The sequence below is a fragment of the Thiomicrorhabdus immobilis genome, assembly GCF_021654855.1.
GTDB classification, from domain to species: Bacteria; Pseudomonadota; Gammaproteobacteria; order Thiomicrospirales; family Thiomicrospiraceae; genus Thiomicrorhabdus; species Thiomicrorhabdus immobilis.
On record NZ_AP024202.1, the window covers coordinates 676532 to 702269 of the forward strand.

A 25738-nucleotide genomic window follows, 5' to 3' on the forward strand; every position below is an offset into this window, starting at 1 on the left:
GATTATTCATTGTAAAACCAGTGAAAGAAGAGTCACGATTTATTCTAACGGAATCTTTGGCGCAAATATGAAATGCTCTGTTAACGCGTAAAATTACAATCAAAATTTGGGTGTGGCAGTAGTAAAATACGTTCTTGGTATTTTAATAATCGGCAAAATTTAGACGGCTTGCGGCCGTTCGAGTGATTCTAGTTGTGAGGTTGAATTAAGTGGAAAATTTACAGGTCGGTGCTTATGGTTGGCAGTATGCATCATGGGTTGGAGCGTTTTATCCTGAAGATATACCAAAAGAGTGGCAATTGGATTTTTACAGTAACGCTTATAGGGTGTTATTGGTGCCTGAGTCGATTTGGTTGCAGTGGTCTGAAGGTGAGCTGGAAGAGTTGTTGGACTCTGTTGAGGAGGATTTTAGCTTTTTCTTTGAGGTCGACGGTTCCTTCAGTGAGCCTAAAAGGGTTCAGCTGAACCGTGTTGTCGAGGCTTTTGGAGGGTGTGTCAAAGGTGTGGTAGTGATTTCCGAGCAAGATGAGGTGGCTGTTGAATATTGTGGGTTGCCGGTTACCTTGGTGTCAGAAAAAAACACTTTGCCTGGTTGGCAGTGGTCGCATGCCGGTTTGACTTGCTCTGGTGCGCCTTGTGGTGTGGTTTTTGAGTTAACCACCCAGCCCAAAGAGCAAACGGCTTTATTGAAATCTTTTATGCAAAGTTTGCCTGATGGGGTTGAGGGCGCTGCATTTTTTGTGCATAGTCAAGCTCTCGATATGGCTCAGTTGTATAACTTAAAAACAATCGGCGAGTTTTTGGGTTATTGACGAGGCTTCGGTTGAGTTCTTGGAATCATGGCCGGGTTTTAAATTGCCATACTGAAGTCATTATTGACTCTACATAATATTATTAACGGTTAATAAATACGTTAAAATAACTCAATCTTAAAACGGGTCTTAAATTACGGCTGACAAAGTTAAAACATGAGTGATCAAACATTAATTGAAATTAAGAACCTGACCTTTATGCGCGGTGAGCGAACAATCTTTGATGATATTTCGTTGACGATTCCAAAGGGTAAGGTCACTGCGATCATGGGACCAAGTGGCACTGGAAAAACCACTTTGCTTAAATTAATCGCGGGGCAGTTGATACCGGATTCGGGTGAGATTTATGTTGAAGGCCTGAATGTCCATAAATTGCCGCGCAAAAAGCTGTACGAATTACGCCGTAAGATGGGTATGCTCTTTCAAAGTGGAGCTTTGTTAACCGATTTATCGGTGTTTGATAATGTCGCGTTCCCGTTAAGAGAACATACCAAACTGCCTGAATCCGTTATCTATCCGCTTGTCTTAATGAAGCTGCAGGCGGTTGGCCTACGAGGTGCAAAAGACTTGATGCCTGCGGAATTGTCTGGCGGGATGGCGCGACGAGTGGCATTGGCACGTGGAATTGCCTTGGATCCGGAAATGATTTTTTATGATGAGCCTTTCGTTGGTCAAGACCCTATTACGATGGCGGTTTTGGTAGAACTGATTAGAAAACTCAACGATAGTTTGGATTTAACCAGTGTCGTGGTTTCTCATGATGTGAATGAAGTGCTTTCTATCGCGGATTATGTTTGTGTCTTATCCGAAGGTAAGATTATCGCTAAAGGCTCTAAAGAGGAACTTTTGCTAGAGCCTACTGGTTATGTGAATCAATTTGTCAATGGATTGCCTGATGGACCGGTTCCGTTCCATTATTCTACAGACCCTTACAAAATGGATATGGTGTCGAATAATGAGAAATAAAGAGAACCAGTATCCGGCTAGTGTGCAATTTGTCCAAAAAATGGGTAAACAGTTTTTATCCCTTGTAAGTACTTTTGGACGGGGTGCATTTTTTATGCTTTCGTTGTTACCGACCATTCCCTACTCTTTATGGCGAATCGATTTGTTGACCAAACAAATTTATGTGGCAGGGGTTCTATCGCTACCGATTATCCTTACCGCGGGTTTGTTTGTGGGAATGGTTTTGAGTTTACAGGGTTATAACGTGCTGGTGGACTACAACTCTGAAGAGGCGGTGGGTACCATGACTGCGCTTTCCCTATTACGTGAGTTGGGACCGGTAGTGGCCGCTTTGTTGTTTGCTGGGCGAGCAGGTTCGGCTTTGACTGCCGAGATTGGTTTAATGCGTTCAACCGAACAGATTTCCGCATTGGAAATGATGGCGATTGATCCCCTAAAATACATCTACGCACCAAGATTGAGTGCGGCGATTATTGCACTGCCGCTATTGACGCTGTTATTTACCGCTCTAGGTATTATCGGTGGCTATTTAGTGGCTGTAGGTTGGTTAGGGGTTGATGAAGGTTCTTTCTGGTCGCAAATGAATAGCCATGTCGATTGGCAAGAAGATGTTATGAACGGCATTATCAAGTCGGTGGCTTTTGCAATCTTGATTGCCGTTGTAGCCTTATTTCAGGGGTATGATGCCATACCGACTTCGGAAGGGGTGAGTGGTGCAACAACAAGAACGGTTGTGCATAGTTCGTTAGGGGTTTTAGGTTTAGATTTTATCCTAACCACGTTAATGTTTAATTAAGTCACAACGGTATTAAGTACGCGTTATAGTAAAGTTTAAGTGAATTTAAGTCGAAATTTTAAGGAAATCTCCGCATGAAACGACAAGCAAAAATTGAAATATGGGTAGGGGCTTTTGTGCTGATGAGTTTAGCTGCCTTGGTTATGATTGCTTTTCAAGTGAGTAATTTTAGTAGCTGGAAAGAGCGTCCAAGTTACCAGGTCAGTGCTTTGTTTGATGATATCGGCGGTTTGAAAGTGCGTGCGCCCGTTAAAATGAGCGGAGTGGTTATCGGTCGAGTTGTCGCAATCACGGTTGATCCGACCTCGTTTAAAGCGAAGGTATTGATGAAAATCGATCAAGACTACCATGAACTACCACTTGATAGTTCGGCTTCCATTTTAACTTCAGGTCTGCTGGGTGATCAGTATGTCGGGATTGAAATCGGTGGAGAGGAAGAGTTCTTGGTCAATGGCAGTCAGATCGAAATGACCCAGTCAGCTTTAGTATTGGAAAATTTGATTAGCCAGTTTTTAGTTAAATTTAGTGAAAGTGGAGATAAATAAGATGTTTTTTAACCATGCCAGCACATACCGAGTTATTTTGCTTGCTGTGCTTAGCTTCTTTTTTGCTGGTTTTTCCCAGGCGCAAACGGACGGGATTCCACAAGATGATCCGCAAAAATTGGTGCAGTCTTTATCAGATAAGGTTGTTTCTGAATTAAACCTAAATCGTGAAGCATTGGAAAGCAATCCTCAGGAAGTCAAAATCTTTGCGACCACTTACGTTCTACCCTATATCGATACGGTGAAGATGGCTCGTTACGTTATGGGTAAACATTGGCGCTCGGCTTCTGAAGTCCAGCAAAAAGGGTTTGTTGATGCCTTTACCAATACTTTGATTCGTTCGTATTCACAAAGTCTGCTCAAGTTGAAAATTGAGTCGGTGGAAGTTGAACCTGCGCGTGAAGAAAAGCCGGGGCGTGTTACGGTTGCCTCTAAAGTATTGCAATCAGATGGAAATAAATCGGATGTGATTTATCGAGTTTATTTGAATAAGCACACCAATAAATGGATGCTATACGATGTGGCGGTAGAGGGCATCAGCATGCTGTTAAGTTACCGTAAAGCTTATGACTCCGATATTACCAAAAAAGGCTTGGATGCGGTGATTTCTGAAATGCAGGATAAAAACGCCGACTTCAACGGAAGTTCTCAGTCGTGAGTGAAAAGCTTGTCGCAAATGGAACGCTTCAATGGAATGCCGCAGATGAGCTGTTGGTCTTGCCTGAGCAGCTGACAATTGATGTTTTGGCAGGCCTGTTAAAAACGCAGAATTGGTTGAGTTTGCCTGTTAAACAGGTGGATTTTTCGCAAGTTCTTAAGGCGGATAGTGCGATTCTGGCGGTGCTTTTAACTTGGGCGGCCCACTCTGAAGAGCGATTGACCATTATCAAGTTGCCGGATGAATTGCAGACACTGGTCAAGCTTTACGATTTAGATGGCGAGTTTCATTTTATTTGATGGATATGGCAGATTAATTTAGTGATGCTCAATATGGACGGATTGCATTGAGCAAATAATCAATATACAAAATAGGACGTTAAGTCCTATTTTTCATTAAGAGTTTTGTAAAACCTCTTATTCAATAAACAAAGGTTTTTTCCATGGCGTTAGCAGTTCAATTCAATCAGGTTGTAAAGAGTTACGGCGAACTTCAGGCATTGAAAGGTGTGAGTTTTGATGTGGAAGAGGGGGCTTTTTTTGGCTTGTTGGGGCCAAACGGAGCAGGTAAATCAACTTTGATTAATGCCATGTCCGGCTTGGTTGTGCCTACATCCGGCAATATTAAAGTGCAAGGTTATGATGTCATCCATGATTATAGGGAGACACGTAGATTGCTTGGCTTGGTACCGCAAGAGTTGATTGCGGATCCTTTCTTTTCTATCAAAGAGTTGCTTGAGTTGCAGTCCGGTTACTTCGGTATGAAAGGGTCACAGCAGAAACGCTGGATAAACGAGTTGTTGGAAAGGTTGGCTTTGGCGGATAAGGCAGATGCCAATACCAGTCAGCTTTCTGGTGGTATGAAACGCCGTGTTCTGATTGCCATGGCTTTGGTGCATAAACCCAAGGTGTTGGTTTTGGATGAACCTACTGCGGGTGTCGATGTCGATTTGCGCCGTACACTTTGGGATTTCACAAAAGAGTTGCATCAACAAGGGCATACCATCATTTTAACAACGCACTATTTAGAAGAGGCTGAAGCGCTGTGTGATCGTGTTGCCATCATGCAGAAAGGTCAAATTAAAGCCTTGGACAACACTCAACAATTACTCTCTAAACACCCTTATCGTTATTTACGGGTGAGTGTGGCAAACCCGCATGTTCAATTACAGGGCGCATTAGCGGAGCGTTTGGTTGAAAAGGAGTCGAACGGTTTGGTATTTCAAATTGATAAAGAGTCTTCTATGACCGAAACATTGGGGTTGATGGAAAAGTCGGGCTTGGATGTCACCGATGTAAGCAGCCGTGATGCTACCTTGGAAGAGGTGTTTTTAGACTTAACCTCAGAAGGAGCAGAATAATGTTGAATTTTATCGGCTTTAATTTCACGGGTTTTTGGGCGTTGTTTATAAAAGAGATTCGCCGTTTTTATTCGGTGGTTGTGCAGACGGTATTTGCGCCTGTCGTGTCGACTCTATTGTATTTGTTGGTGTTCGGCCAGGTTATCGCCTCGCAAATCGAAACCTATTCCGGATTATCTTACAGCCAGTTTTTGATACCAGGCCTGGTGATGATGGCGATTTTGCAAAATGCATTTTCAAATAGCTCTTCTAGCCTGATTCAGTCAAAAATGCATGGTAATTTAACCTTTGTTTTATTGAGTCCGATTTCGCCTTTTGAGCTTTATCTGGCTTTTGTTGCCGCCTCGATTGTGCGCGGTGTTGCAGTAGGTTTAGGTATTTTAGTGGTTGGTATTATGTGGTTTGACTTAACCTGGCATCAACCCGTTTGGATTATTGTGTTTGCGGTGTTAAGTGCGGCGATGATGGGTGGTTTGGGTATGCTTGCGGGTATCGTTTCTGAAAAATATGATCATTTAGCCGCCTTTCAGAACTTTATTATTATGCCGTTGACCTTTCTGAGCGGGGTGTTTTATTCGATTCATGCCTTGCCAGAGGTTTGGCAACAAGCCTCTCACTTCAATCCATTCTTTTATATGGTGGACGGATTTAGGTACGGTTTTTTCGAGCAGTCTGATGTGTCCGTTTATTTGAGTTTGACCGTGACAAGCTTTTTTGTGGTTTTGGTTTCTGCGATAAATCTGATTTTATTGAATAAAGGCGTTAAAATACGCCAATAAAAATTTTAGAGAACTAGAAAACCATGTCGCCAGATAAAATTAAAGAGATGATTCTCGCTACTATTCCAGATAGTTCCGTTGAGTTTAGCGGTGCAGATTGCACTTCTACCATTGTCGTAACCAGCCCAGCTTTTGAAGGGGTTAGCCTGCTCAAGCGTGAGCGTATGGTAACGGATATTTTTAAAGAGCAGTTTGCCAGTGGCGAACTGCATGCTTTGTCGGTAAAGACAAAAACGGCTTAATTTCCACTGGTAGAAATAGATTGCTCTATGATTTACCTTGTGGATTAAGGTTTGCGAAGTAGCGAACAACAGCTAGAAACAGAAACTAACGTATAGAAAACAAAGTCATATTTATGGATAAACTTGTAATAGATAATCAGGGACAACTCTCTGGTAGTGTGGAGATTTCTGGAGCAAAGAATGCTGCATTGCCGATTTTAATGGGTTGCTTGTTAGCTGAAACCCCGGTCAAGTTATCCAATGTTCCGCATTTGATGGATGTGACGACAACTATCCAACTGTTAGCATCAATGGGGGTCGAAATCCTGTTTGATGAAGAGCTCAATATCGAAATCGATGCGTCGAATGTGACCAGTAAAGAAGCGCCTTATGAGTTGGTGACGACCATGCGAGCTTCTATTTTGGTTCTTGGTCCATTGTTGGCACGTTTTGGAGAGGCCAAAGTCTCTTTACCAGGTGGTTGTGCGATTGGCTCCCGCCCCGTGAATATCCATATCCATGGAATGGAGAAAATGGGCGCGCAGATTGATGTCGAGCAAGGTTATATCATTGCCAAATCAAACGGCCGTTTAAAAGGCGCCGATATCACAATGGAGCCGGTAACGGTAACCGGAACCGAAAACTTATTGATGGCAGCGGTGTTGGCAGAAGGGATTACCACTTTACGCAATGCTGCTCGTGAGCCAGAGGTGACGGATTTAGCGGCTTTCTTAGTGAAGATGGGGGCGAAAATCAGTGGAATAGGTACCGATACCTTAGTGGTTGAAGGGGTTGAACGTTTGAATGGTGTGAATTACGAAGTGATTCCAGACCGTATCGAAGCGGGAACCTATCTTGCCGCTGCAGCGGTCACCCAAAGTAAGTTGACGGTCACCAAAGTCAATCCGAGCCACTTGGGTGCGGTGTTGGAGAAGTTCAAGGAAGCCGGTGCGGAAATCACCACAACCGCCGATACGATTACTTTAGACATGCGTAATCGACAGCTAAAGCCTGTGAATATTGTCACCGATCCATATCCGCTGTTTCCAACGGATATGCAAGCACAGTTTTTGGTGATGAACGCGTTGGCCGATGGTGAGTCGACTATTGAAGAGACCATTTTTGAAAACCGCTTTATGCATGTGTCAGAGTTGGCGCGAATGGGGGCGGATATTACCGTTGAAGGGAATACCGCTCATATCAAGGGGGTTAAAGCCCTTAAAGGTGCGCCGGTTATGGCCACCGATTTACGAGCATCGGCCAGTTTGATTTTGGCAGGCTTGGTTGCCGAAGGCGAAACGGTGGTCAATCGTGTTTATCACATTGACCGTGGTTATGAATTGATAGAAGAGAAGTTCCATAAAGTGGGCGCTCATATTTACCGTTTATCAAATTAGAAATTCTTATTTTTGTAGTTTTCTAAAGTGACCAGGCCTGGTAACTTTGTCTACAGAGATAAACCCAATTAAAATTATAAAAAGTTTATTTAAGTTATGAATGATCAGTTAACTATTGCGCTATCTAAAGGGCGTATTTATAAAGATACTTTGCCACTTCTCGAAGCGGCGGGTATTGAACCTTTAGAAGATCCAAGTAAAAGTCGTAAATTGATTTTGCCAACCAATCAGCCTAACGTACGCTTGTTAATCGTGCGTGCCACCGATGCGCCTACTTATGTGGCGCATGGTGCGGCTGATATTGGTGTTGCCGGTAAAGATGTTTTGATGGAGGCACCAACCCATAACTTATTTGAGCTATTGGATTTGCAGATTGCTAAATGTAAGTTGATGGTTGCCGGGCCTGAAGTTGAAAAACCGCATGGCCATCGTCTGAAGATTGCGACTAAGTATCTTAAGTCTGCGCAAGCCTATTATGCCCAAAAGGGCGAGCAAGTGGATTTGATCAAACTTTATGGCTCAATGGAAATTGCGCCTTTAATTGATTTGGCCGATCGCATTGTGGATTTGGTGGATACGGGAAATACCCTGAAAGCCAATGGGTTGGTGCCGATGGAGCATATTGCCGATATCAGTTCACGCTTGATTGTGAATCAGCACGCATACAAAACCAAATTTGATCAAATCAATAATATTATTCAACAGTTTAAAACAGTGATAGAGAAAGAAAATGCTTAATATTCGTCGTTTATCTGCCAATGCAGAAGGTTTTAGAGAGGAATTAGATCGTTTACTTGCCTGGGAAACGGTTTCTAATGGATCGGTTAATGATATCGTGACTGAAGTAGTGAACAATGTTCGTGCTAACGGTGATGCGGCTCTTTTAGAGTATACGGCTAAGTTTGACCGTTTAACGTTAAAAACCGGTGCTGAGCTAGAAATTCCTAAAGCGCGTTTGCAAGAAGCTCTAGAGCGTATTCCTGCTGATCAACGTGACTCATTGCAATTATCTGCAGACCGTGTTCGTGCCTATCATGAAAAACAGATTCAAAACTCTTGGAGTTATGAAGAAGCTGACGGCACAATGTTGGGTCAGCAGGTGACACCATTGGACAGCGTAGGTCTTTATGTTCCTGGTGGAAAAGCGGCTTATCCTTCATCGGTCATTATGAACGCCATCCCTGCTAAAGTGGCGGGTGTTGAAAAGCTGATCATGGTTGTGCCGACACCGGATGGTGAAGTCAACGATATGGTTCTGGCTGCAGCGGCGATTTGTAATGTCGATGCGGTATTCACTTTAGGTGGTGCGCAGGCGGTTGCGGCATTGGCTTATGGTACGGAAACCGTTCCTGCGGTAGATAAAATTGTGGGTCCAGGTAATATCTTTGTTGCGACAGCTAAACGTATGGTTTATGGAACGGTGGGTATCGATATGATTGCCGGTCCTTCCGAAATTTTGGTTTACTGTGACGGTCAGACCAATCCGGACTGGATTGCGGTTGACCTGTTCTCTCAAGCGGAGCACGATGAAGATGCGCAATCTATTTTGGTTACCCAAGATGCGGATTTTGCTGAAAAAGTCTATGAAAGCATGAATCGTTTATTGCCAACCATGCCTCGTCAGGAAATTATTCGTAAAGCGTTGGATGATCGCGGTGCGATTATCGTTGTGGATAATGAAGAGCAGGCGATTGAAATGATTAACGTCATCGCGCCGGAACACTTGGAACTTTCTGTTGATGACCCTAAAGCGTTACTGCCGAAGATTCGTCATGCAGGTGCGATTTTCATGGGGCGTTATACGGCTGAAGCGATTGGTGACTACTGTGCTGGCCCTAACCATGTATTGCCTACATCCAGAACGGCACGTTTCTCGTCACCTTTAGGGGTTTATGATTTCCAAAAACGTTCAAGTTTGATTATGTGTTCAGCCGAAGGAGCCAATACCTTAGGTAAGGTTGCAGGCATTTTAGCTGATGGCGAAGGCTTACAAGCTCACGCCATGTCTGCACGTTTCCGTGTAACGGATTAAGCTTAAATCGCTTATTTAAGCCCAATGGCTCTAAATTAAACCACCAATGCCTCCAGGCCTGGTGGTTTTTTTTTGTGGCTTTATGGTTAACTGTTTTATGTTTAAATTCCACTTAAATGTGTGTCTTGAAAAAAAGAATGGGGAGGGATTAAATGTTGCGTCATGAATTGCAGGATTATCTTAACGGCTATCTCAAGGTCGAAGAATTTAAGGATTATGCGCCTAATGGCTTACAGGTTGAAGGCGGTGATGATATCCAAACGATTGTCACCGGTGTAACGGCCTGCCAAGCATTGATTGATGAAGCGATTAAACTCAAGGCCGATGCGATTTTAGTGCATCACGGTTATTTCTGGAAAAGTGAACCTGAAGTGATTACCGGGTTTAAACAGAAACGCATCAAAAGCTTGCTAAAGCATGACATTAACCTGTTTGGCTATCATTTGCCTTTGGATGCGCATGGAGAGCTGGGAAACAATGCTTTATTAGGTAAACTTTGGGGTTTACAAGATATTACCCCTATACCAGGTCTGGTAAGGTTGGGTCGGTTGGCTGAACCAGTAGCCATCGAGGATTTTAAAAACAGCGTTTCTAAGAGTTTAGATAGAGAGGTTTTGCATTTGCCGGGTGGTAAAGAGAGGGTGCAAACCATCGCTTGGTGTAGTGGTGGTGCCCAAGGTTATATTGACCAGGCCATTGAGTGGAAAGCGGATGTTTACATAAGCGGTGAAGTCTCCGAGCAAACAACACATTTAGCAAAGGAGTGTGGTTTGCATTATTTTGCGGCAGGTCATCATGCAACGGAGCGATTGGGAATTAAAGCTTTGGGTGAACATTTAGCGGAAAAGTTCGATTTACAGTGCCATTTTGTCGATATAGCCAATCCCGTTTAAATAATTTTTAATTTTTTTAATAACTTTTTTATGCCAAATAACTTGTTGAAATAAAAGGGTAATAAGTTTTTTTATGACGTTCCATAAGTAAAAGTTGATGGTATTATAAGAAGATACTCATTTAAGTTGAGCGCAAGCTTCGGTAGAATAAACAGAATTTGCTTGTATATATAGGAAGACAATCATATGTCGACAGAACAACAAAACGTATCGAGTGTGAATCTTCAGCGCCGTAAAATCTTAACGGGCGCTACAGGGGTGGTGGGTGCAACGGGCGCAACATTTTTAGCGGTTCCGTTTGTAAGTTCATGGCAGCCAAGTGAAAAGGCGAAAGCTGCTGGTGCTCCAGTGAACGCGGATGTCAGTCAGCTTCAACCTGGACAAATGCTAACGGTCGCTTGGCGCGGTAAGCCAGTTTGGATTGTGCGCCGCACACCAGAAATGATTAATGGACTTGCTCCTCTTGATAAAGAGTTGCGAGATCCAGCATCGCAGCAATCAGAGCAACCTGAATATTGCAAAAACCCAACACGTGCGGTGAATAGCGAATATCTTGTGGTCGTGGGTGTGTGTACCCATCTAGGGTGTGCGCCGCTTTATCGTCCAGCAATTGGTTCACCAGATGTGGGCGCGGATTGGCAAGGCGGGTTCTTCTGCCCATGTCACGGTTCACGCTTTGATTTAGCTGGTCGAGTTTTTCAGTCGGTTCCAGCACCAACGAATTTAGAAATTCCTCCTCATCATTACCTTACAGATTCGCTAATCCGAATTGGTGAAGATCCTAAACAGGGAGAGGCATAATGGCAGAATTTGAAAGAAAGGATAATCAACCAAAACAAGGAACTTTGCTTTCTTGGTTTGATCGACGTTATCCATTGGTTAGTACTTGGAACGAGCACGTAGGTGAGTACTATGCCCCTAAAAACTTTAACTTTTGGTACTTTTTTGGCTCTTTAGCCTTATTGGTCTTGGTTAACCAGCTGGTTACCGGTATTTGGTTGACCATGAGCTATAAACCCAGTGCTGCGGAAGCATTCAACTCGATTGAATACATCATGCGTGATGTGGAATGGGGTTGGCTGATTCGTTATATGCACTCTACCGGTGCCTCAGCTTTCTTTATTGTTGTCTATCTGCATATGACACGAGGTCTATTGTATGGCTCCTATAAAGAGCCGCGTGAGCTGGTCTGGATAATCGGTATGCTGCTGTTCCTGGTATTGATGGCGGAAGCGTTTATGGGTTACCTATTACCTTGGGGGCAGATGTCTTACTGGGGTGCACAGGTAATTATCTCGTTATTTGGAGCGATACCGGTAATTGGGCCTGATTTGGCTTTGTGGGTACGTGGTGACTTCATTATCTCGGATGTGACATTAAACCGCTTCTTTGCGCTGCATGTTATTGCTTTGCCATTAGTGTTGTTGATTTTAGTGTTCATGCATATTGTCGCGCTTCACCAGGTAGGGTCAAACAACCCTGACGGTGTTGAAATCAAAAAAGTGAAAAATGACCAGGGTCTACCAATGGATGGTATTCCATTCCACCCTTACTATTCGGTAAAAGATTCCATGGGTGCGGTATTCTTCATGGTTATTTTTGCGGTGGTGCTGTTCTATATGCCAGAGGGTGGCGGTTACTTCATTGAACCACCTAACTTTGAACCGGCAAACCCATTGAAAACACCAGACCATATTGCTCCGGTTTGGTATTTCACACCGTTCTATGCGATTCTCCGAGCGATTCCTGATAAGTTCCTAGGGGTTGTGGCAATGGGTGGTGCGATTGCCGTGCTATTTGCCATGCCTTGGTTGGATCGTTGTAAGGTGAAATCAATTCGTTATCGTGGAATGTCTTTCAAGGTGTTATTGACGATCTTCTTAATCAGCTTTGTGGTTTTAGGTTGGTTGGGAACTCAGCCTGCTACACCTGAATTGACCAAGTTAGCGCAAATTTTTACCGCTTTGTATTTTATGTTTTTCTTGGTATTACCGTTTACCTCGAAGCATGAAAACACCAAGCCAGTTCCAGAGAGGGTGCAATAAATGAAAAAGTTACTTACTGTTTTTAGCTTATGTTTATTGCCATTTACCGCTTCTGTTGAAGCGGCTGGCGGGCATGGTATTGAATTGAAGCCAGCTGAAAATAACTTGAGAGATCAAGACTCTTTACAGCGTGGAGCAATCTTGTTTTCAAACTACTGTATGGCGTGTCATTCGGTTAAATATATGCGTTATAACCGTATTGCTCGTGATATCGGTTGGACGGATGATGAGATTGTTGCCAAGATGGCTTATGGTCAGAATAAGGTGGTAGATAATGTTGAGACACGTATGTTGGATGGCGTGGCGATGCAGGTTCTAGGAACCAATCCTCCAGACTTATCTTTGATGGCTCGTTTGAAAGGTACGGATTACATCTATACTTTCTTAACCGAATATTATCAAGATGAGAAAGGTAAATGGGATAACCATGTACTTAAAGGCACTTCCATGCCTAACGTGTTGGAAGGTATTCAGCGCCATGCTGAACCCGAAGAGTATGCTCAAGCGGCACGTGATATCTCTAACTTCTTAGAGTATGCGGGTGAGCCTGCCAAGATACAACGTCTGGATTTAGGTTGGAAAGTTGTGGCGTTCTTGCTTGTGTTGCTACTACTGACCTATTTGCTGAAAAAAGAGTATTGGCGAGATATTAAGCATTAATACAGCCTATTCTCAAAAGACCCGCATTAGCGGGTTTTTTTATAGCTGGCGATTGTGGTTTTACCACATTGCCAGGTAGCGGATTAAAATATAGAGCTTAAAGCCACATAAGCGTTGTTATTCATCTAAAATAATCACTTTAAATACCTAACCCGATTTTCTAAATTAACGGAACCTGAGTCCATGGCAAAAGTTAAAACCGCTTATGTTTGTACCGATTGTGGTGCGGAATATTCTCAATGGCAGGGTCAGTGCCAAAGCTGTAAGGCATGGAATACTTTGAAAGAGTTCAAGTTGAGTGCGGCCAAAAAGTCGGCAACGTCAAGCTCTAAAGGGTATTCGGGGGTAACGGATAATCAAGTTAAGTCAATCAACGATGTGGATTTGGCGGAAGTCCCAAGAATCGAGTCTGGGATGACGGAACTGGATAGAGTGTTAGGTGGCGGTATTGTCCCTGGTTCTGTGGTATTGATCGGTGGCGATCCGGGAGTCGGTAAATCTTCGATTTTATTACAGGTTATGTGTCATTTAAGTACCCAGCATAAAGTACTTTATGTCACCGGCGAGGAATCTTTACAGCAAGTGGCCTCACGCGCCAAACGAATGCAGTTGCCAGATGAGCACTTGCGTCTGTTTACCGAAACCGATGTTGAGGCCATTACCCAGGCGTCTGAGAACGAACAGCCAAAAGTGATGGTGGTGGATTCTATTCAGACAATGCAATTGGCCGAAGTAAGCAGTGCCGCCGGAGGGGTTTCCCAGGTAAGGGAAACAGCGGCGTATTTGACCCGTTTTGCCAAGCAAAACAATGTGGCCATATTTTTAGTGGGCCACGTGACCAAGTCGGGTGAAGTGGCCGGGCCAAGGGTGCTTGAACACATTGTTGATACGGTGGTGTTTCTAGAAGGACAGTCCGATAGTCGTTTTAGAACTTTAAGAGCGATTAAGAATCGTTTTGGTGCGGTTAATGAATTGGGCGTATTTGCCATGACCGAAAAGGGGATGAAACAAATCAAAAACCCATCGGCCATTTTTCTCTCTCGAGGGGAAGACCCGGCTCCTGGCTCTGTTGTGATGGTGATTTGGGAAGGGTCGCGCCCTTTATTGGTTGAAATTCAGGCTTTGGTGGATGATTCACCGTATGGCGCGCCAAAAAGGGTGACGGTTGGTTTGGATCAAAATCGTATGGCGATGTTATTGGCGGTAATGCATCGCCATGGCGGAATTCAAGCCAGTGACCAAGATGTCTATGTCAATGTGGTGGGGGGTGTCAAGGTTTCTGAAACCAGTGCCGACTTAGCGGTATTGTGCTCGATTCTTTCAAGTATGCGTGCACAACCTCTATCTCAAGAACTCATCGTGTTCGGTGAAGTCGGTCTGGCAGGCGAGATTCGCCCGGTACCGAGTGGCCAAGAGCGAATTATCGAAGCCGCTAAGCACGGTTTTAAACGTGCTATCGTTCCATTGGGGAATGTTCCTAAAGGTGGTGTTGCTGGCATGGAAATCATCGGTGTCAAAAGTTTGCAGCAGGCATTGGATGTGTTGTGAGCAGATATTCAGTATCAATGAATGATCAGGCCTGGTAACAAAAAATCACCGCCTTTTAGTTTTTAGTAATTCATTTTATTTATCGTTGATACAACTAATTTCAATTATCCAGTGCTGTGCCAGGCTGTTAAAATGGCACAAAATTTTAATCATTAAAACATTCTTTGGAGAGAAGATGACATTCAATAAGTTAACAGCAGCGGTGTTATTCGCACTGACTTCGCAAGCGGCAAATGCATCAGGTTTTGCTTTGATTGAACAAAGTGCAAGCGGACAAGGTTTGTCTTATGCGGGTGCAGCGGCCAATGCCGAAGATGCGAGTGTCATGTGGTTTAACCCTGCCGGCTTGACCGAGATTGAGGGTAGTCAGGCTATTATTGGTGCACATTTAATTGTACCCAAAACTGAATATAATGATACTGGTTCCATTCCCCAAAACGGAGATACAAACGTTGATGCAGGTGTTAATGGATTCGTTCCAAATCTATATTGGAAAGGTCAATTTGGTGAATACGCTGTAGGTATCGGTTTAAATGCACCTTTTGGTTCCAAGGTTGAGTATGATTCAAACTGGATTGGTAGAGTTCAAGCAATTGACACTGATTTGAAAACCTATAACTTGAATACCAATATTGCTCGTAAGTTGAGTGATAAAGTGTCTATTGGTTTTGGTTTAAATGTTCAAAAAGTAGATTTAAATATGACTCTAGCAACGGGGATGGGAGCAGGCTCTCCACTTGCTATAGTTAAGGCAGATAGCATTGGTTTTGGTTATAACTTAGGCTTATTGTCTAAAGTGACGGATAATACCCAAATTGGTATTTCATATCGTTCAGAGATTAAGCATGAGGCAACAGGGTCAATGGAAGTAGTTGGACATAGTATTACTGGTGTTAAATCAGATGTGACCCTACCTGCGAGTGCAATGTTAAGTATTTCGCATAAGATGAATGACAATGTTCAATTTTTGGCAGATGCAACGTGGACTGGTTGGGGGGCTTATGATCAGTTGGTTATTACGAATGATGCAGGTTCACTTGTTTCGGCAACAAATCAGAAGTTTAGTGATAGTCTCCGTTATTCTGCAGGTATGATTTACAAATTGAATGAAAAATTGAAATTGAGAACAGGTGTTGCCATTGACTATACTCCAGTACCTGATGCGGAACACCGCTCTCCAAGAACTCCTGATTCAGATAAAACTTGGATCTCAGCTGGTTTTAATTACAAACTGAAAAATAATCTTGGTTTAGATATGGCTTATAGCCATATTCTTGGCGGTAGTGCGGATATTAATCGTACAGATCATACTTTGTTAAAAGGTTATTATGATACGTCGGTAGATATTTTTAGTGCGCAATTAGTCTGGAAGTATTAACGGATTAGCGCATCTTACCAGGCCTGGTAAGGTGCTGAAATTCTCGAAAAAGCCTGTTTGGATGATGTCTAAACAGGCTTTTTGCGTATTGGTAGTCTGATATTTTTGATGAATAATTGCTAACGAATAGGATTTGTTTATACTGATAACCATTGCCAGACTAAGTGATTAAATATGCCTTGTAAATCCTTTCAAGAAAATCTAGAAAATCTATATACTTCCTTGCCGATGGCCACCGCTTTATTTGAACGAGATGAAGACGGAGTTTGGCATCTGTTATGGCAAAACATGGCGGCCATTGCGCTGTGGGGTGATTTTGATGTTTCTGCTAATCCCAGCTTTAAATTGGAGTTGATGGATGCGCTGTCAAAAGTGGCACCGTCAAAATTCACTTATAAAATCCCTAATGCGATACAAAAATACTCTTTTATCGCCACGCCCATCGATGATGCTTTGCTGGTACATTTTTTAGCGGACGGGGCTTCTGATAAAACTTCAACAGAAGCTCTGCAAAATGATGTGTACCCTCTGATTTTTGATTCTGCTGGTTTTGGAGTTTTTGATTGGGATATTGGCTTGGATTTCATTCATTTCAACCAAAATGCTTATGAAGTATTCGGGGTGAATAGCCATATACTCGGTTCAACCTATGACAAGATGATTGAACGGATTCATGAGAATGATGTTGATCGGGTTATTGAGGCGATTGACGGCCATTTGCAAAGTCGTTGGCCCCTAGAAATCGAGTTTAGGGTCTTAAATGAGCAACTGCAATATCAGTGGATAAATCTAGTCGGTCAGGCTGAATGGCAAGAAGGCAAGGCGACCCGTTTAGCGGGGACTTTAATGGATATATCGGACCGTAAATATACCGAGTTACAACTCAAACAGCGTGAGGCGTTAATCCAACAGCTGATCGATGCCTTGCCGATTTGTATTTATGTCAAAGACGCTCAAGGTTGTTACCGTTTCTTTAACAAAGAGGCCGAAAAGCTCACTGGCAAATTACGTAATCAGGTTTTGGGGCGTACCGACTTTGAGGTTTACCCGATTAACTTTGCTTTGGATCAAGCGAATGAAGATAAGTTAATCCAGGATTCCGGTGAGATCAAACTGCTTGAAAAAGAGGCTAGTTTTCAGGACAAAACCTTATGGATGTTTCAAGGTAAGATCCCAATGCCTGTTAAGCAGTTAAATCAGTCTTACGAAACTTGGCTGTTGAGTTTTGCCTTAGATATTTCCATGCGTAAAGAGATGGAAGAGGAGCTCAAAAAAGCCCGTCAAATAGCAGAAGAAGCGGCAAAAACCAAGGCGGATTTTTTGTCTGTTATGAGCCACGAAATCAGAACCCCGTTAAACTCGGTGATTGGCAATTCGGCGCTGTTATTGAGCGAAAACCTGGATGAGCATTTAGCTAAGCATATCGAGATGATTAAACGCTCTGGTGAGCATTTGTTGTATTTGATTAATGATATCCTCGATTTCAATAAATTGGATGCCGGCAAGGTTGAGTTAGAGCGAAAACCCTTTAATCTTGAGCAACAAATCCAAACGGTCATGGAAATGTCTGCCACCAGTGCCAAGTTAAAACACATTGATTTAGAGTTTGCATTGGAACAAGGGCTATCAGACCACTATCTAGGGGATGAAGGGCGCTTAAGGCAGGTATTGCTAAATTTGGTAGGGAATGCGATTAAGTTTACTTCCGAAGGCCAAGTGACGGTTAAGGTCGGTTTAAGCAATGACAACAATGTCCGCTTTGAGGTCAGTGATACAGGAATCGGTATCTCGCAACAGAATATTCCTAAGTTGTTTGCCGAGTTTTCCCAAGCGGATGTCTCTACAAACCGTAAGTTTGGCGGTACCGGATTAGGCTTGTCTATCAGTAAAAAACTGGTAGAAGCCATGGGCGGGCAAATCGGTATTGAAAGCGAGGAAGGTCGGGGCAGTACCTTCTGGTTTGAGATTCCTTTTCAGGCCACGCTTGTAGAAGCTAACCCTCAAAATAACCAAGAGCTGCCTGGTATGGCCGTCGACTTGTCTATTTTGGTTGCCGAAGATAATCTACCAAACCAGTTTTTGATTAAAACGATTTTGACTAAGTTAGGGCATAGGGTCGAAATCGCCAATAACGGTTTGGAAGCCTATGAAATGGCTAAAAATCCTGAGTATGATTTTGATTTGATATTGATGGATATGCAAATGCCGGAAATGAACGGTTTAGAGGCCGCTCAAGAGATTCGAATGTTAGATTGTGAGGCGAAAAACATCCCTATAGTGGCGTTAACCGCAAATACTCAAGATGAGAGTTATGATTCTGTGATTGTCGCTGGCATGAATGACTTTTTAAGCAAGCCAATTGATATCGAGGCTTTGAAAAAAGTGCTACATAAGTGGAGTACGCCTAAAATAGAGTCATGCGACACTGATTCAATCTGTTGAGTTATACAGTTAGCAGACCTAAAGAGAGGGAAAGTTATGTTTAGAGGCGGTGTTCAGACCTGTGGATAACTTTTGAATAACTTTTCAGTATTCAATCTACCAGGCCTGGTAAGTTTGTTTTTTTACGATTTAAATTATTTTATCTCTAGATAATTTCGCCACTCTTCAAATAACGGTTTAGTGGTGGCCGCCACCGCAGAACGTTTGATGACTTTTGCTACGACAACGCTTTCATTATTCAAGTCACAGCTATAACCACCGGCTTCTTCAAGTACCAGCCAGCCAGCAGCGTAATCCCAAATATTTTGTGCGCCGTGTAAATAAACTTGGCCACGTCCTGCCGCAATCCAGCACCAATCTAAACAGACCGAACCAAAACTGCGTTGTGATGAATAAGGGCATTGGGTCGCTATTTTGGTCGCCAATTCGGCAGACAAGCGTTTAAAATCGATAATGCCGCTACACTGTTTAAGGCTTTGTTTAGGCGTGTTGGCAATTAACGGTTTGCCATTAAGTTGTGCTCCTTGACCAATTCTAGCGCTAAACATCTCGTCACGGCTTGGGTCATATACCAGGCCAGCAACCAGTTTACCTTGAATCATCAGAGCAAGAGAGACGGAGTAAACAGGGATGCCGATGGCAAAGTTGCTGGTGCCATCAACCGGATCTAAAATCCAGCAACCTGTATCCCTATTCATGGCCGCTTCTTGCTCTTCACTTGAAGATTCTTCCCCTAAAAAAGCGTATTGTGGCCAATTTTGAGCAAGGAATTGTTGGGTTTGCTTTTGCATTTCCGTATCGGCTTCAGTTAATAGCGAGCCGTCATCTTTCTCTTCAGCCCCCACTTGTTCAAAGCGCGCTAACACCTCGGTTTTAGCTAAGGCGACAATACCTGTTTGCAGTTTTTGCCATTCAGCTTCTTGTTTAAAAGGGTGTGAAAGCGTGTTTGGATTAGTCATTACTTACCTTCTTGCGTTTAACCTCGGTGTAGGTTGAAAGTTTGACCGCTTCAATCGCGTTAGAAGAGGTTTCAATTACTTCGAGAACATATTCATCGATCTTGATGCAAGTACCAGGAGAAGGCAGTTCTTCCAATACTTCTTGTATTAAACCATTGAGGGTTTTTGGGCCATCGGTAGGTAGGCTTAAGTCATAGGCTTTATTCAAGTCTCGGATAAATTCCGAGGCATCGATGGTCATGCTACCATCTTCATGAAAAGCAACCGTTTCTTCAATCGGTTTGGCTTTGGCATCGGTGGAAAGTTTACCTACAATTTCTTCAAGTAAATCTTCCATGGTAAGTAGACCTTGCAAGTCACCATATTCATCCACAATCAAAGCCATACGACGTTTATTGTCATTGAATTTAGCCAGCTGAACATTTAACGAGGTGGTTTCAGGAACAAAGTACGCCTGACGGGTTATTTTGATGATGTCTTTTAGCGTCACTTCAGAACGCATTAAAACCGGCAAAGCACGTCTTAGGTTCAGGATGCCGATTAAGTCCTCATCCAAAGAACCGCGATAAATCGGCACGCGTGTATACGGCGATTTTTGAATGGCCTTTAAAATTTGCTCAATCGGTTGGTCAACATCCACGGCATACATATCTTGCTTGGGAATCATAACGTCTTCAACAGTCACGTTTTCCAATTCAAGCACACTCGACAGCATTGAACGGTATTGTTCTGGTAACTGGCTTGTTGCCTCATAGATAAGCGTTTGTAATTCTTCATGGCTTAATGAATGGTTGTCGTCGGCATTTTTAACATTGACCCTGAATAGGCGCAGAAAACCGTTGGCGAAAAAGTTTACTAACCAAACAATTGGCGATAAGACTTTCAACAGCGGTGTTAATGCATAAGCGGCCGGGTAGGCGATTTTTTCGGGATAAATGGCCGCAAGGGTTTTTGGGGCGACTTCTGCAAACACCAAGACTACCATGGTTAATAATCCAGCTGCAATTGCAATCCCGGCTTCTCCCATGAGTTTCATGGCAATGATGGTGGCAATCGATGAGGCAAAGATATTAACGAAGTTGTTACCCAGCAAAATCACGCCGAGTAGGCGGTCGGGAGACTCTAGTAGTTTTTGCGCAAGTTTTGCGCCCTTGTGTCCGGACTTAACTTGATGTTTTAGGCGATAGCGATTGAGCGCCATCATGCTGGTTTCGGAGCTGGAAAATAATGCGGACAGAATTATAAGTAAAACTAAAATCCCAAATAGGGTTGAAATGTCTAAGGAATTCAATGTCTTTCTAATCGGTTATGAGTGAAACGGAATTATACCTTTTCATCTCAATTGAAAAAAGCAAAAATGCAAAACAGAAAAACCAAGACGTTTTCGCCGGTTGGATTGAACCCGACCAGCAAAGAGTTTAAGCCACTACATATTGAAGAACGATGGTTGTACCAAGGTAACTGAGAATTAATAGGAAATAAGCCCAAATCGTGTAACGGGCTGCAGTCTGCCCACGCCAACCATATTTGGCTTGGCCGAATAAGAACAGTCCATAAACCAGCCATGCAAGAATGGCGAAGAAGGTTTTATGAATAAGATGTTGTTCAAATAAATTCTCTACAAAGAATGCTCCGCTGATTAGGGCGAAGGTCAAAAAGATAAAACCGATTTTCACTAACTGTAAAAGTGTGCTCTCCATGACCTGTAACGGCGGTAGGGCTTTCATCAGCTTGGTTAAGCGTTTTGCTTTGAAGTTTCGCTCCTGCACGCCATATAAAATGGCTTGTGCAGTGGCAATTCCCATAATGCTGTACGCAGCAACCGAAATTAATACATGACTACCAAGTTCTATCGGTAGCTGAATGGGAGATGTCATCGCTAGCGGAATCAAGGTGCTTAATGCGGCTAGAGGATAGATGAAAATCCCTAAGGTTTCGGTTGGTTTATTGAGGTGGGTGACCAATAAGATAGCCGAGGCTAAGACTGCAACCATGGAAAGGCCGTTACCTATATGGAAGAAAATGCTTGAGTGTAACCATAAGGTATCACTTAACGAATAGGCGTGCAGTAAGACGGCAACAAAGATAATCTTAATGATTTTAGGGCGAATATCGGTTTGGGTCGGCGATTGAATTTTTTGCCAGATAATGGCGCTGGCGTAAAAATATAAGAGGCTAGCAAGTACAGCAATGATTCCTGTTGATAACATTGATATCAAACCCTAAAGTTAGTCATGAAAAATCGTATGAATTTAAAATATATGCGTAACATTGTAACTCAGACCTGGATGAAAAAGGCAATCTATCTGGCTAAAATATTACGTGTTATCGCTAATCGGTTTTCCATTGATTGCCGATTTAATTATTGGTGTATTTGCCGTGGCGGCTTGCATTACAGAATTGACCAGGCCTGGTTGGTTTCATCTCGTTGGTTTTTGTGTTCAGCCTAAACACAGTCAATGCCATTTCTAAATTCTATTTCCGCTATAATATGCGGATTATTATCAAGTTATACACAAGTTAGTCTGCATTTAAAGCCTCATAGCGCGGTATATAGGCATGATGTAGGCATGTTTTAGGAGTTTTCATGTTTGACAATTTATCGGATCGTTTAAACAAGACCTTCAAGGCCATTCGTGGTCAAGGTCGTTTAACCGAATCAAATATTAAAGATGCATTGCGTGATGTACGCCGCGCATTACTTGAGGCCGACGTAGCCTTGCCGGTTGTCAAAAGCTTTATCAACCAAGTTCAAGAGCGAGCGATCGGTCAAGAGGTTTCTACCAGCTTAAATCCTGGACAAGCCTTTATTAAGATTGTGCGTGAGCAGCTGGCTGAAGTGATGGGTAATGAAGCCGAGCCACTCAACTTCAATGTAGAGCCGCCAGCGGTCATCATGGTTGCCGGTTTACAGGGTGCGGGTAAAACCACTTCGGTAGCTAAATTAGCCAAGTGGTTAAAAGAACGCGAAAAGAAAAAAGTCATGGTGGTGTCTGCCGATGTTTATCGTCCAGCGGCGATTAAACAGCTGGAAACATTGGCGGAACAAGTCGATGTGCTGTTCTTCCCTTCTTCTGCAGACCAAGATCCGATTGCCATCGCCAAAAACGCCTATGCTGAAGCTAAAAAACAGTTTGCCGATGTTTTAATCTTGGATACGGCCGGTCGTCTTCACATCGATGATGAAATGATGCAAGAAGTGCAAAAACTTCATAGCAGCATCAATCCTTGTGAAACGCTATTTGTTGTAGATTCGATGACAGGGCAAGATGCCGCTAATACCGCTAAAGCGTTTAATGATGCTCTACCGCTAAGTGGTGTGATTCTGACTAAAACCGATGGTGATGCACGTGGTGGTGCGGCACTTTCGATTCGTGAAATCACTGGTAAGCCAATCAAGTTCATCGGTGCGGGTGAAAAAACCGATGCCCTCGAGCCATTCCATCCAGACCGTATGGCTGGCCGTATTTTGGGTATGGGGGATGTATTAAGCTTAATCGAAGAAGCCGAAGCAAAAATCGACCATAAAAAAGCCCAGAAGTTTGCCCAGAAAATCCAAAAATCCGGTGCGTTTGATTTAGAGGATTTCTTGGAGCAATTACAGCAAATCAATAGCATGGGTGGTGTTGGCGGTTTGATGGGCAAGTTGCCAGGAATGGGGCAGCTTGCAGGCCAGGTTAATGAAGATGTGGCCGCTAGAGAGTTCAAACGTTTAGAAGCGATCATTCACTCGATGACCAGGCAGGAACGTCGTTTCCCTACGGTGATAAAAGGTTCGCGTAAACGTCGTATTGCAATGGGTTCGGGTACTTCGGTGCAAGATGTGAACAAGTTGTTAAAACAGTTTACCCAAATGCAAAAAATGATGAAGAAGATGAAAGGCGGCGGCATGAAGAACATGATGCGTGGTCTTGCTGGTAAGCTTCCTCCTGGTATGGGGGGGATGGGTGGTTTGCCGCCGGGTATGCGTTAGACCTTTACCAATTGTTAAGTTTAGTAAGTTTCAATAAAAAGCCACTGGGTAAAATCAGTGGCTTTTTTACTTCAGCCGTTTAATGAAATAAATCGCTGATTTTCTTAAAAAGAATGCATTTAACTGTTTGAATAATAGGCATAAACTCTGTATAATTCCGCTTCTCATTCCTGTGTGGATGAAAAATCGTAAAGAAATCAAAGAGATTTCTTAATAGAAGACATTGTTGAAGAGAGTACTCTTCATCGCCTGATTTAATATTGGAGATTAAAATGGTTGTAATCCGTTTAGCCCGTGGTGGTTCTAAAAAGCGTCCTTTCTATAAAATGGTTGTAGCTGATCAGCGTAACAAAGCTACTGGTCGTTTCATTGAGCAAGTTGGTTTCTTTAACCCGATTGCTAAAGGTCAAGAAGAAAAAGTTCGTGTTGATCAGGCGAGAGTTGATCACTGGGTTGCTCAAGGCGCTCAGATGAGTCCTCGTGTTGCTAGCATCCTAAAAAACGCTTAATCATTCATCAACCGACAGCTAAGGCGATAGATTTATGTCTACAGAAAAATTAATTGTCGGTTCGATTAACGGTGTTTTTGGTGTTAATGGGTGGGTGAAGATTTTTTCTCATACCGACCCACGCGAAAATATTCTAAGTTATTCGCCTTGGTGGATTAAATGCAAAGGCGAATGGCGACAAGTCAGTATTACTGACTCAAAGGTTCAGCAAGGTGGTAAAACCTTGGTGGCCAAGTTAGACAAAGTAGATGACAGGGATGTCGCTCGTGAATATATGGGGTGTGAAATCGCGATTGAAGAATCGCAATTAACCAACCGTAAAGATTCACTCTACTGGATCGATTTAATCGGTTGCCAAGTATTGTTGGAAGACGGTACGGTTGTTGGTACGGTTAAAGATTTAATAGAAACAGGCGTACATGATGTTTTACGTGTCACAGGCGAACATAATGAATTGATTCCATTTGTCATGGATAAATTTATTTTGAGTGTAGACACGGATAAAAAACAGATTGTGGTTGACTGGGAATTGGAAGAAGCTGACAGTGAGATTTGATGTGATTACCTTGTTTCCGGAGATGTTTAGTGCATTGACGGAATCAGGAGTAAGTCGCCGAGCAAATCAATCTGGACTGTATCAACTCAATACTTGGAATCCTCGTCAATTTACTTTAGACAAACATAAAACGGTTGATGATCGTCCTTACGGGGGCGGGCCAGGAATGGTCATGATGTATCAGCCGTTAAAAGATACGCTGAACGCGATTGACGCGGCGTGTGAAACTGACAATGGTGAAAAACCCCATGTGGTTTATTTATCGCCACAAGGTCAGCCTTTAACGCAGCAGAAGGTGGCGCAGTTATCTCAGTACAAAAACCTGACTTTGCTGTGTGGACGTTATGAAGGCGTCGACGAGCGATTAATCGAATCATCTGTGAATGAAGAGATTAGTATCGGCGATTTTGTGGTGAGTGGGGGCGAGCTCCCGGCGATGATGTTGATGGATTCAGTCATCAGACTGATTCCTGGTGCATTAGGGCATAACCAATCAGCGGAACAAGACTCTTTTTCCGATGGCTTGTTAGATTGTCCGCATTACACTCGGCCTGAAGAGGTTGATGGAATGACGGTTCCAGCCGTTTTGCTGGAAGGCAATCACGCTAAAATTGACGCTTGGCGACAAGAACAGAAGTTAGCAAGAACACAGCAACGTCGGCCAGATTTACTATCTGGTAAAAAATAGTAAGAAGTTTTTAATTTATTAAAGGTTTCAAAAACTTGGATTCAACCTCTGATTAGCGCCAGAGTTAATGAATGTTGGATAAAATGGAATTCAGAAAGACTTGAGTTTTTCTGATTTGGAGTAGTTTTAAAATGAAAAATGATATCATTCAGCGTATTGAAGCTGAGCAAATGACTAAAGAAATCCCAGCTTTCCAGGCTGGTGACACTGTTGTAGTACAGGTTAAGGTTGTAGAAGGTAAAAACGAGCGTCTTCAGGCTTTTGAAGGTGTGGTTATCGCTAAGAAAAACCGTGGCATCAACTCTAACTTCATCGTGCGTAAAATCTCACACGGTGTTGGTGTTGAGCGTACTTTCCAGACTTATAGTCCATTAGTTGACAGCATCGCTGTTAAGCGTCGTGGTGCGGTTCGTCGTGCGAAACTATACTATCTACGTGACCTATCTGGTAAAGCAGCACGTATTAAAGAAAAAGTATAATCGCCAAGAAGTTTTACTTCTAAGTCGGTTCAAGAAATTTTT

The 25738-nt window shown here is 43.1% G+C and carries 28 protein-coding genes; 25 read left to right on the forward strand and 3 right to left on the reverse strand.

Features of this window, described 5'->3' with window-relative positions; all coding sequences use genetic code 11:
* Positions 1–209: 209 nt before the first annotated feature.
* From L6421_RS02930 to L6421_RS03020, 19 genes are all read left to right on the forward strand, one after another.
* Complete coding sequence (locus tag L6421_RS02930; RefSeq protein WP_237263040.1) at positions 210–812, forward strand: DUF72 domain-containing protein; 603 nt, start codon at positions 210–212, stop codon at positions 810–812.
* A gap of 156 nt (positions 813–968) precedes the next feature.
* On the forward strand, positions 969–1778 hold the full coding sequence (locus tag L6421_RS02935) for an ATP-binding cassette domain-containing protein (RefSeq protein ID WP_237263043.1): 810 nt from the start codon (positions 969–971) through the stop codon (positions 1776–1778).
* A 40-nt stretch (positions 1779–1818) separates the two neighbouring features.
* On the forward strand, positions 1819–2574 hold the full coding sequence (gene mlaE, locus L6421_RS02940; RefSeq protein ID WP_375540391.1) for a lipid asymmetry maintenance ABC transporter permease subunit MlaE: 756 nt from the start codon (positions 1819–1821) through the stop codon (positions 2572–2574).
* Between the two features lie 74 nt (positions 2575–2648).
* The gene (gene mlaD, locus L6421_RS02945; RefSeq protein WP_237263047.1) at positions 2649–3119 is read left to right on the forward strand and encodes an outer membrane lipid asymmetry maintenance protein MlaD; all 471 of its coding nucleotides are present in this window, start codon (positions 2649–2651) and stop codon (positions 3117–3119) included.
* Position 3120: 1 nt separating this feature from the next.
* Positions 3121–3777, forward strand: coding sequence for an MlaC/ttg2D family ABC transporter substrate-binding protein (locus L6421_RS02950; RefSeq protein WP_237263048.1), 657 nt, complete (start codon positions 3121–3123; stop codon positions 3775–3777).
* Positions 3774–4076 carry an STAS domain-containing protein gene (locus L6421_RS02955; protein WP_237263051.1) on the forward strand — a complete coding sequence of 101 codons (303 nt, stop codon included), beginning with the start codon at positions 3774–3776 and terminating at the stop codon, positions 4074–4076. Before L6421_RS02950 ends, L6421_RS02955 begins: the two co-directional genes overlap by 4 nt.
* Positions 4077–4219: 143 nt before the next feature.
* A complete protein-coding gene (locus tag L6421_RS02960; protein ID WP_237263053.1) occupies positions 4220–5137 on the forward strand; it encodes an ABC transporter ATP-binding protein in 918 nt (305 codons plus the stop codon).
* Positions 5137–5916 (forward strand): ABC transporter permease, encoded by a 780-nt coding sequence (locus tag L6421_RS02965; protein ID WP_237263058.1) that lies wholly within the window; start codon positions 5137–5139, stop codon positions 5914–5916. The genes L6421_RS02960 and L6421_RS02965 overlap by 1 nt, the downstream gene beginning before the upstream one ends.
* Before the next feature lie 23 nt (positions 5917–5939).
* On the forward strand, positions 5940–6158 hold the full coding sequence (locus L6421_RS02970; RefSeq protein WP_237263061.1) for a BolA/IbaG family iron-sulfur metabolism protein: 219 nt from the start codon (positions 5940–5942) through the stop codon (positions 6156–6158).
* A 113-nt stretch (positions 6159–6271) separates the two neighbouring features.
* Complete coding sequence (gene murA, locus L6421_RS02975) at positions 6272–7534, forward strand: UDP-N-acetylglucosamine 1-carboxyvinyltransferase (protein WP_237263063.1); 1263 nt, start codon at positions 6272–6274, stop codon at positions 7532–7534.
* Between the two features lie 96 nt (positions 7535–7630).
* Positions 7631–8272: an ATP phosphoribosyltransferase gene (gene hisG / locus L6421_RS02980; RefSeq protein WP_237263067.1), complete on the forward strand. Its 642-nt coding sequence runs from the start codon at positions 7631–7633 to the stop codon at positions 8270–8272.
* The gene (gene hisD / locus L6421_RS02985; protein ID WP_237263069.1) at positions 8265–9566 is read left to right on the forward strand and encodes a histidinol dehydrogenase; all 1302 of its coding nucleotides are present in this window, start codon (positions 8265–8267) and stop codon (positions 9564–9566) included. The genes hisG and hisD overlap by 8 nt, the downstream gene beginning before the upstream one ends.
* 152 nt (positions 9567–9718) lie before the next feature.
* Positions 9719–10459 (forward strand): Nif3-like dinuclear metal center hexameric protein, encoded by a 741-nt coding sequence (locus L6421_RS02990; RefSeq protein WP_237263070.1) that lies wholly within the window; start codon positions 9719–9721, stop codon positions 10457–10459.
* Positions 10460–10645: 186 nt separating this feature from the next.
* On the forward strand, positions 10646–11260 hold the full coding sequence (gene petA, locus L6421_RS02995) for a ubiquinol-cytochrome c reductase iron-sulfur subunit (RefSeq protein ID WP_237263074.1): 615 nt from the start codon (positions 10646–10648) through the stop codon (positions 11258–11260).
* Positions 11260–12504: a cytochrome b gene (locus L6421_RS03000; protein ID WP_237263076.1), complete on the forward strand. Its 1245-nt coding sequence runs from the start codon at positions 11260–11262 to the stop codon at positions 12502–12504. The genes petA and L6421_RS03000 overlap by 1 nt, the downstream gene beginning before the upstream one ends.
* Positions 12505–13164, forward strand: coding sequence for a cytochrome c1 (locus tag L6421_RS03005; protein WP_237263077.1), 660 nt, complete (start codon positions 12505–12507; stop codon positions 13162–13164).
* Positions 13165–13347: 183 nt separating this feature from the next.
* On the forward strand, positions 13348–14712 hold the full coding sequence (gene radA, locus L6421_RS03010; protein WP_237263078.1) for a DNA repair protein RadA: 1365 nt from the start codon (positions 13348–13350) through the stop codon (positions 14710–14712).
* A gap of 175 nt (positions 14713–14887) precedes the next feature.
* A complete protein-coding gene (locus L6421_RS03015) occupies positions 14888–16090 on the forward strand; it encodes an OmpP1/FadL family transporter (protein WP_237263079.1) in 1203 nt (400 codons plus the stop codon).
* A 174-nt stretch (positions 16091–16264) separates the two neighbouring features.
* On the forward strand, positions 16265–18532 hold the full coding sequence (locus tag L6421_RS03020) for a PAS domain-containing hybrid sensor histidine kinase/response regulator (protein WP_237263081.1): 2268 nt from the start codon (positions 16265–16267) through the stop codon (positions 18530–18532).
* 134 nt (positions 18533–18666) lie between these two features.
* On the opposite strand, the gene L6421_RS03025 is transcribed toward L6421_RS03020, so the two are convergent.
* The 3 genes from L6421_RS03025 to L6421_RS03035 form a co-directional block, all read right to left on the reverse strand.
* Complete coding sequence (locus tag L6421_RS03025; RefSeq protein WP_237263083.1) at positions 18667–19491, reverse strand: inositol monophosphatase family protein; 825 nt, start codon at positions 19489–19491, stop codon at positions 18667–18669.
* On the reverse strand, positions 19484–20782 hold the full coding sequence (locus tag L6421_RS03030; RefSeq protein WP_255695495.1) for an HlyC/CorC family transporter: 1299 nt from the start codon (positions 20780–20782) through the stop codon (positions 19484–19486). Before L6421_RS03030 ends, L6421_RS03025 begins: the two co-directional genes overlap by 8 nt.
* A 127-nt stretch (positions 20783–20909) precedes the next feature.
* Positions 20910–21701 carry a cytochrome C assembly family protein gene (locus L6421_RS03035; RefSeq protein WP_237263090.1) on the reverse strand — a complete coding sequence of 264 codons (792 nt, stop codon included), beginning with the start codon at positions 21699–21701 and terminating at the stop codon, positions 20910–20912.
* A gap of 24 nt (positions 21702–21725) precedes the next feature.
* Between L6421_RS03035 and L6421_RS03040 the strand changes: the two genes are divergently transcribed.
* The 6 genes from L6421_RS03040 to rplS all read left to right on the forward strand — a co-directional run bounded on the left by L6421_RS03040 (position 21726) and on the right by rplS (position 25696).
* Complete coding sequence (locus L6421_RS03040) at positions 21726–21941, forward strand: hypothetical protein (protein WP_237263093.1); 216 nt, start codon at positions 21726–21728, stop codon at positions 21939–21941.
* A gap of 137 nt (positions 21942–22078) precedes the next feature.
* A complete protein-coding gene (gene ffh / locus L6421_RS03045) occupies positions 22079–23464 on the forward strand; it encodes a signal recognition particle protein (RefSeq protein ID WP_237263094.1) in 1386 nt (461 codons plus the stop codon).
* A gap of 272 nt (positions 23465–23736) precedes the next feature.
* Positions 23737–23973, forward strand: a complete 237-nt coding sequence (gene rpsP / locus L6421_RS03050; protein WP_237263095.1) for a 30S ribosomal protein S16 — start codon at positions 23737–23739, stop codon at positions 23971–23973.
* Positions 23974–24007: 34 nt separating this feature from the next.
* Positions 24008–24529 (forward strand): ribosome maturation factor RimM, encoded by a 522-nt coding sequence (gene rimM, locus L6421_RS03055; protein ID WP_237263101.1) that lies wholly within the window; start codon positions 24008–24010, stop codon positions 24527–24529.
* On the forward strand, positions 24519–25217 hold the full coding sequence (gene trmD, locus L6421_RS03060; RefSeq protein ID WP_446033472.1) for a tRNA (guanosine(37)-N1)-methyltransferase TrmD: 699 nt from the start codon (positions 24519–24521) through the stop codon (positions 25215–25217). Before rimM ends, trmD begins: the two co-directional genes overlap by 11 nt.
* Before the next feature lie 131 nt (positions 25218–25348).
* Positions 25349–25696 (forward strand): 50S ribosomal protein L19, encoded by a 348-nt coding sequence (gene rplS, locus L6421_RS03065; protein ID WP_237263102.1) that lies wholly within the window; start codon positions 25349–25351, stop codon positions 25694–25696.
* Positions 25697–25738: the final 42 nt, after the last annotated feature.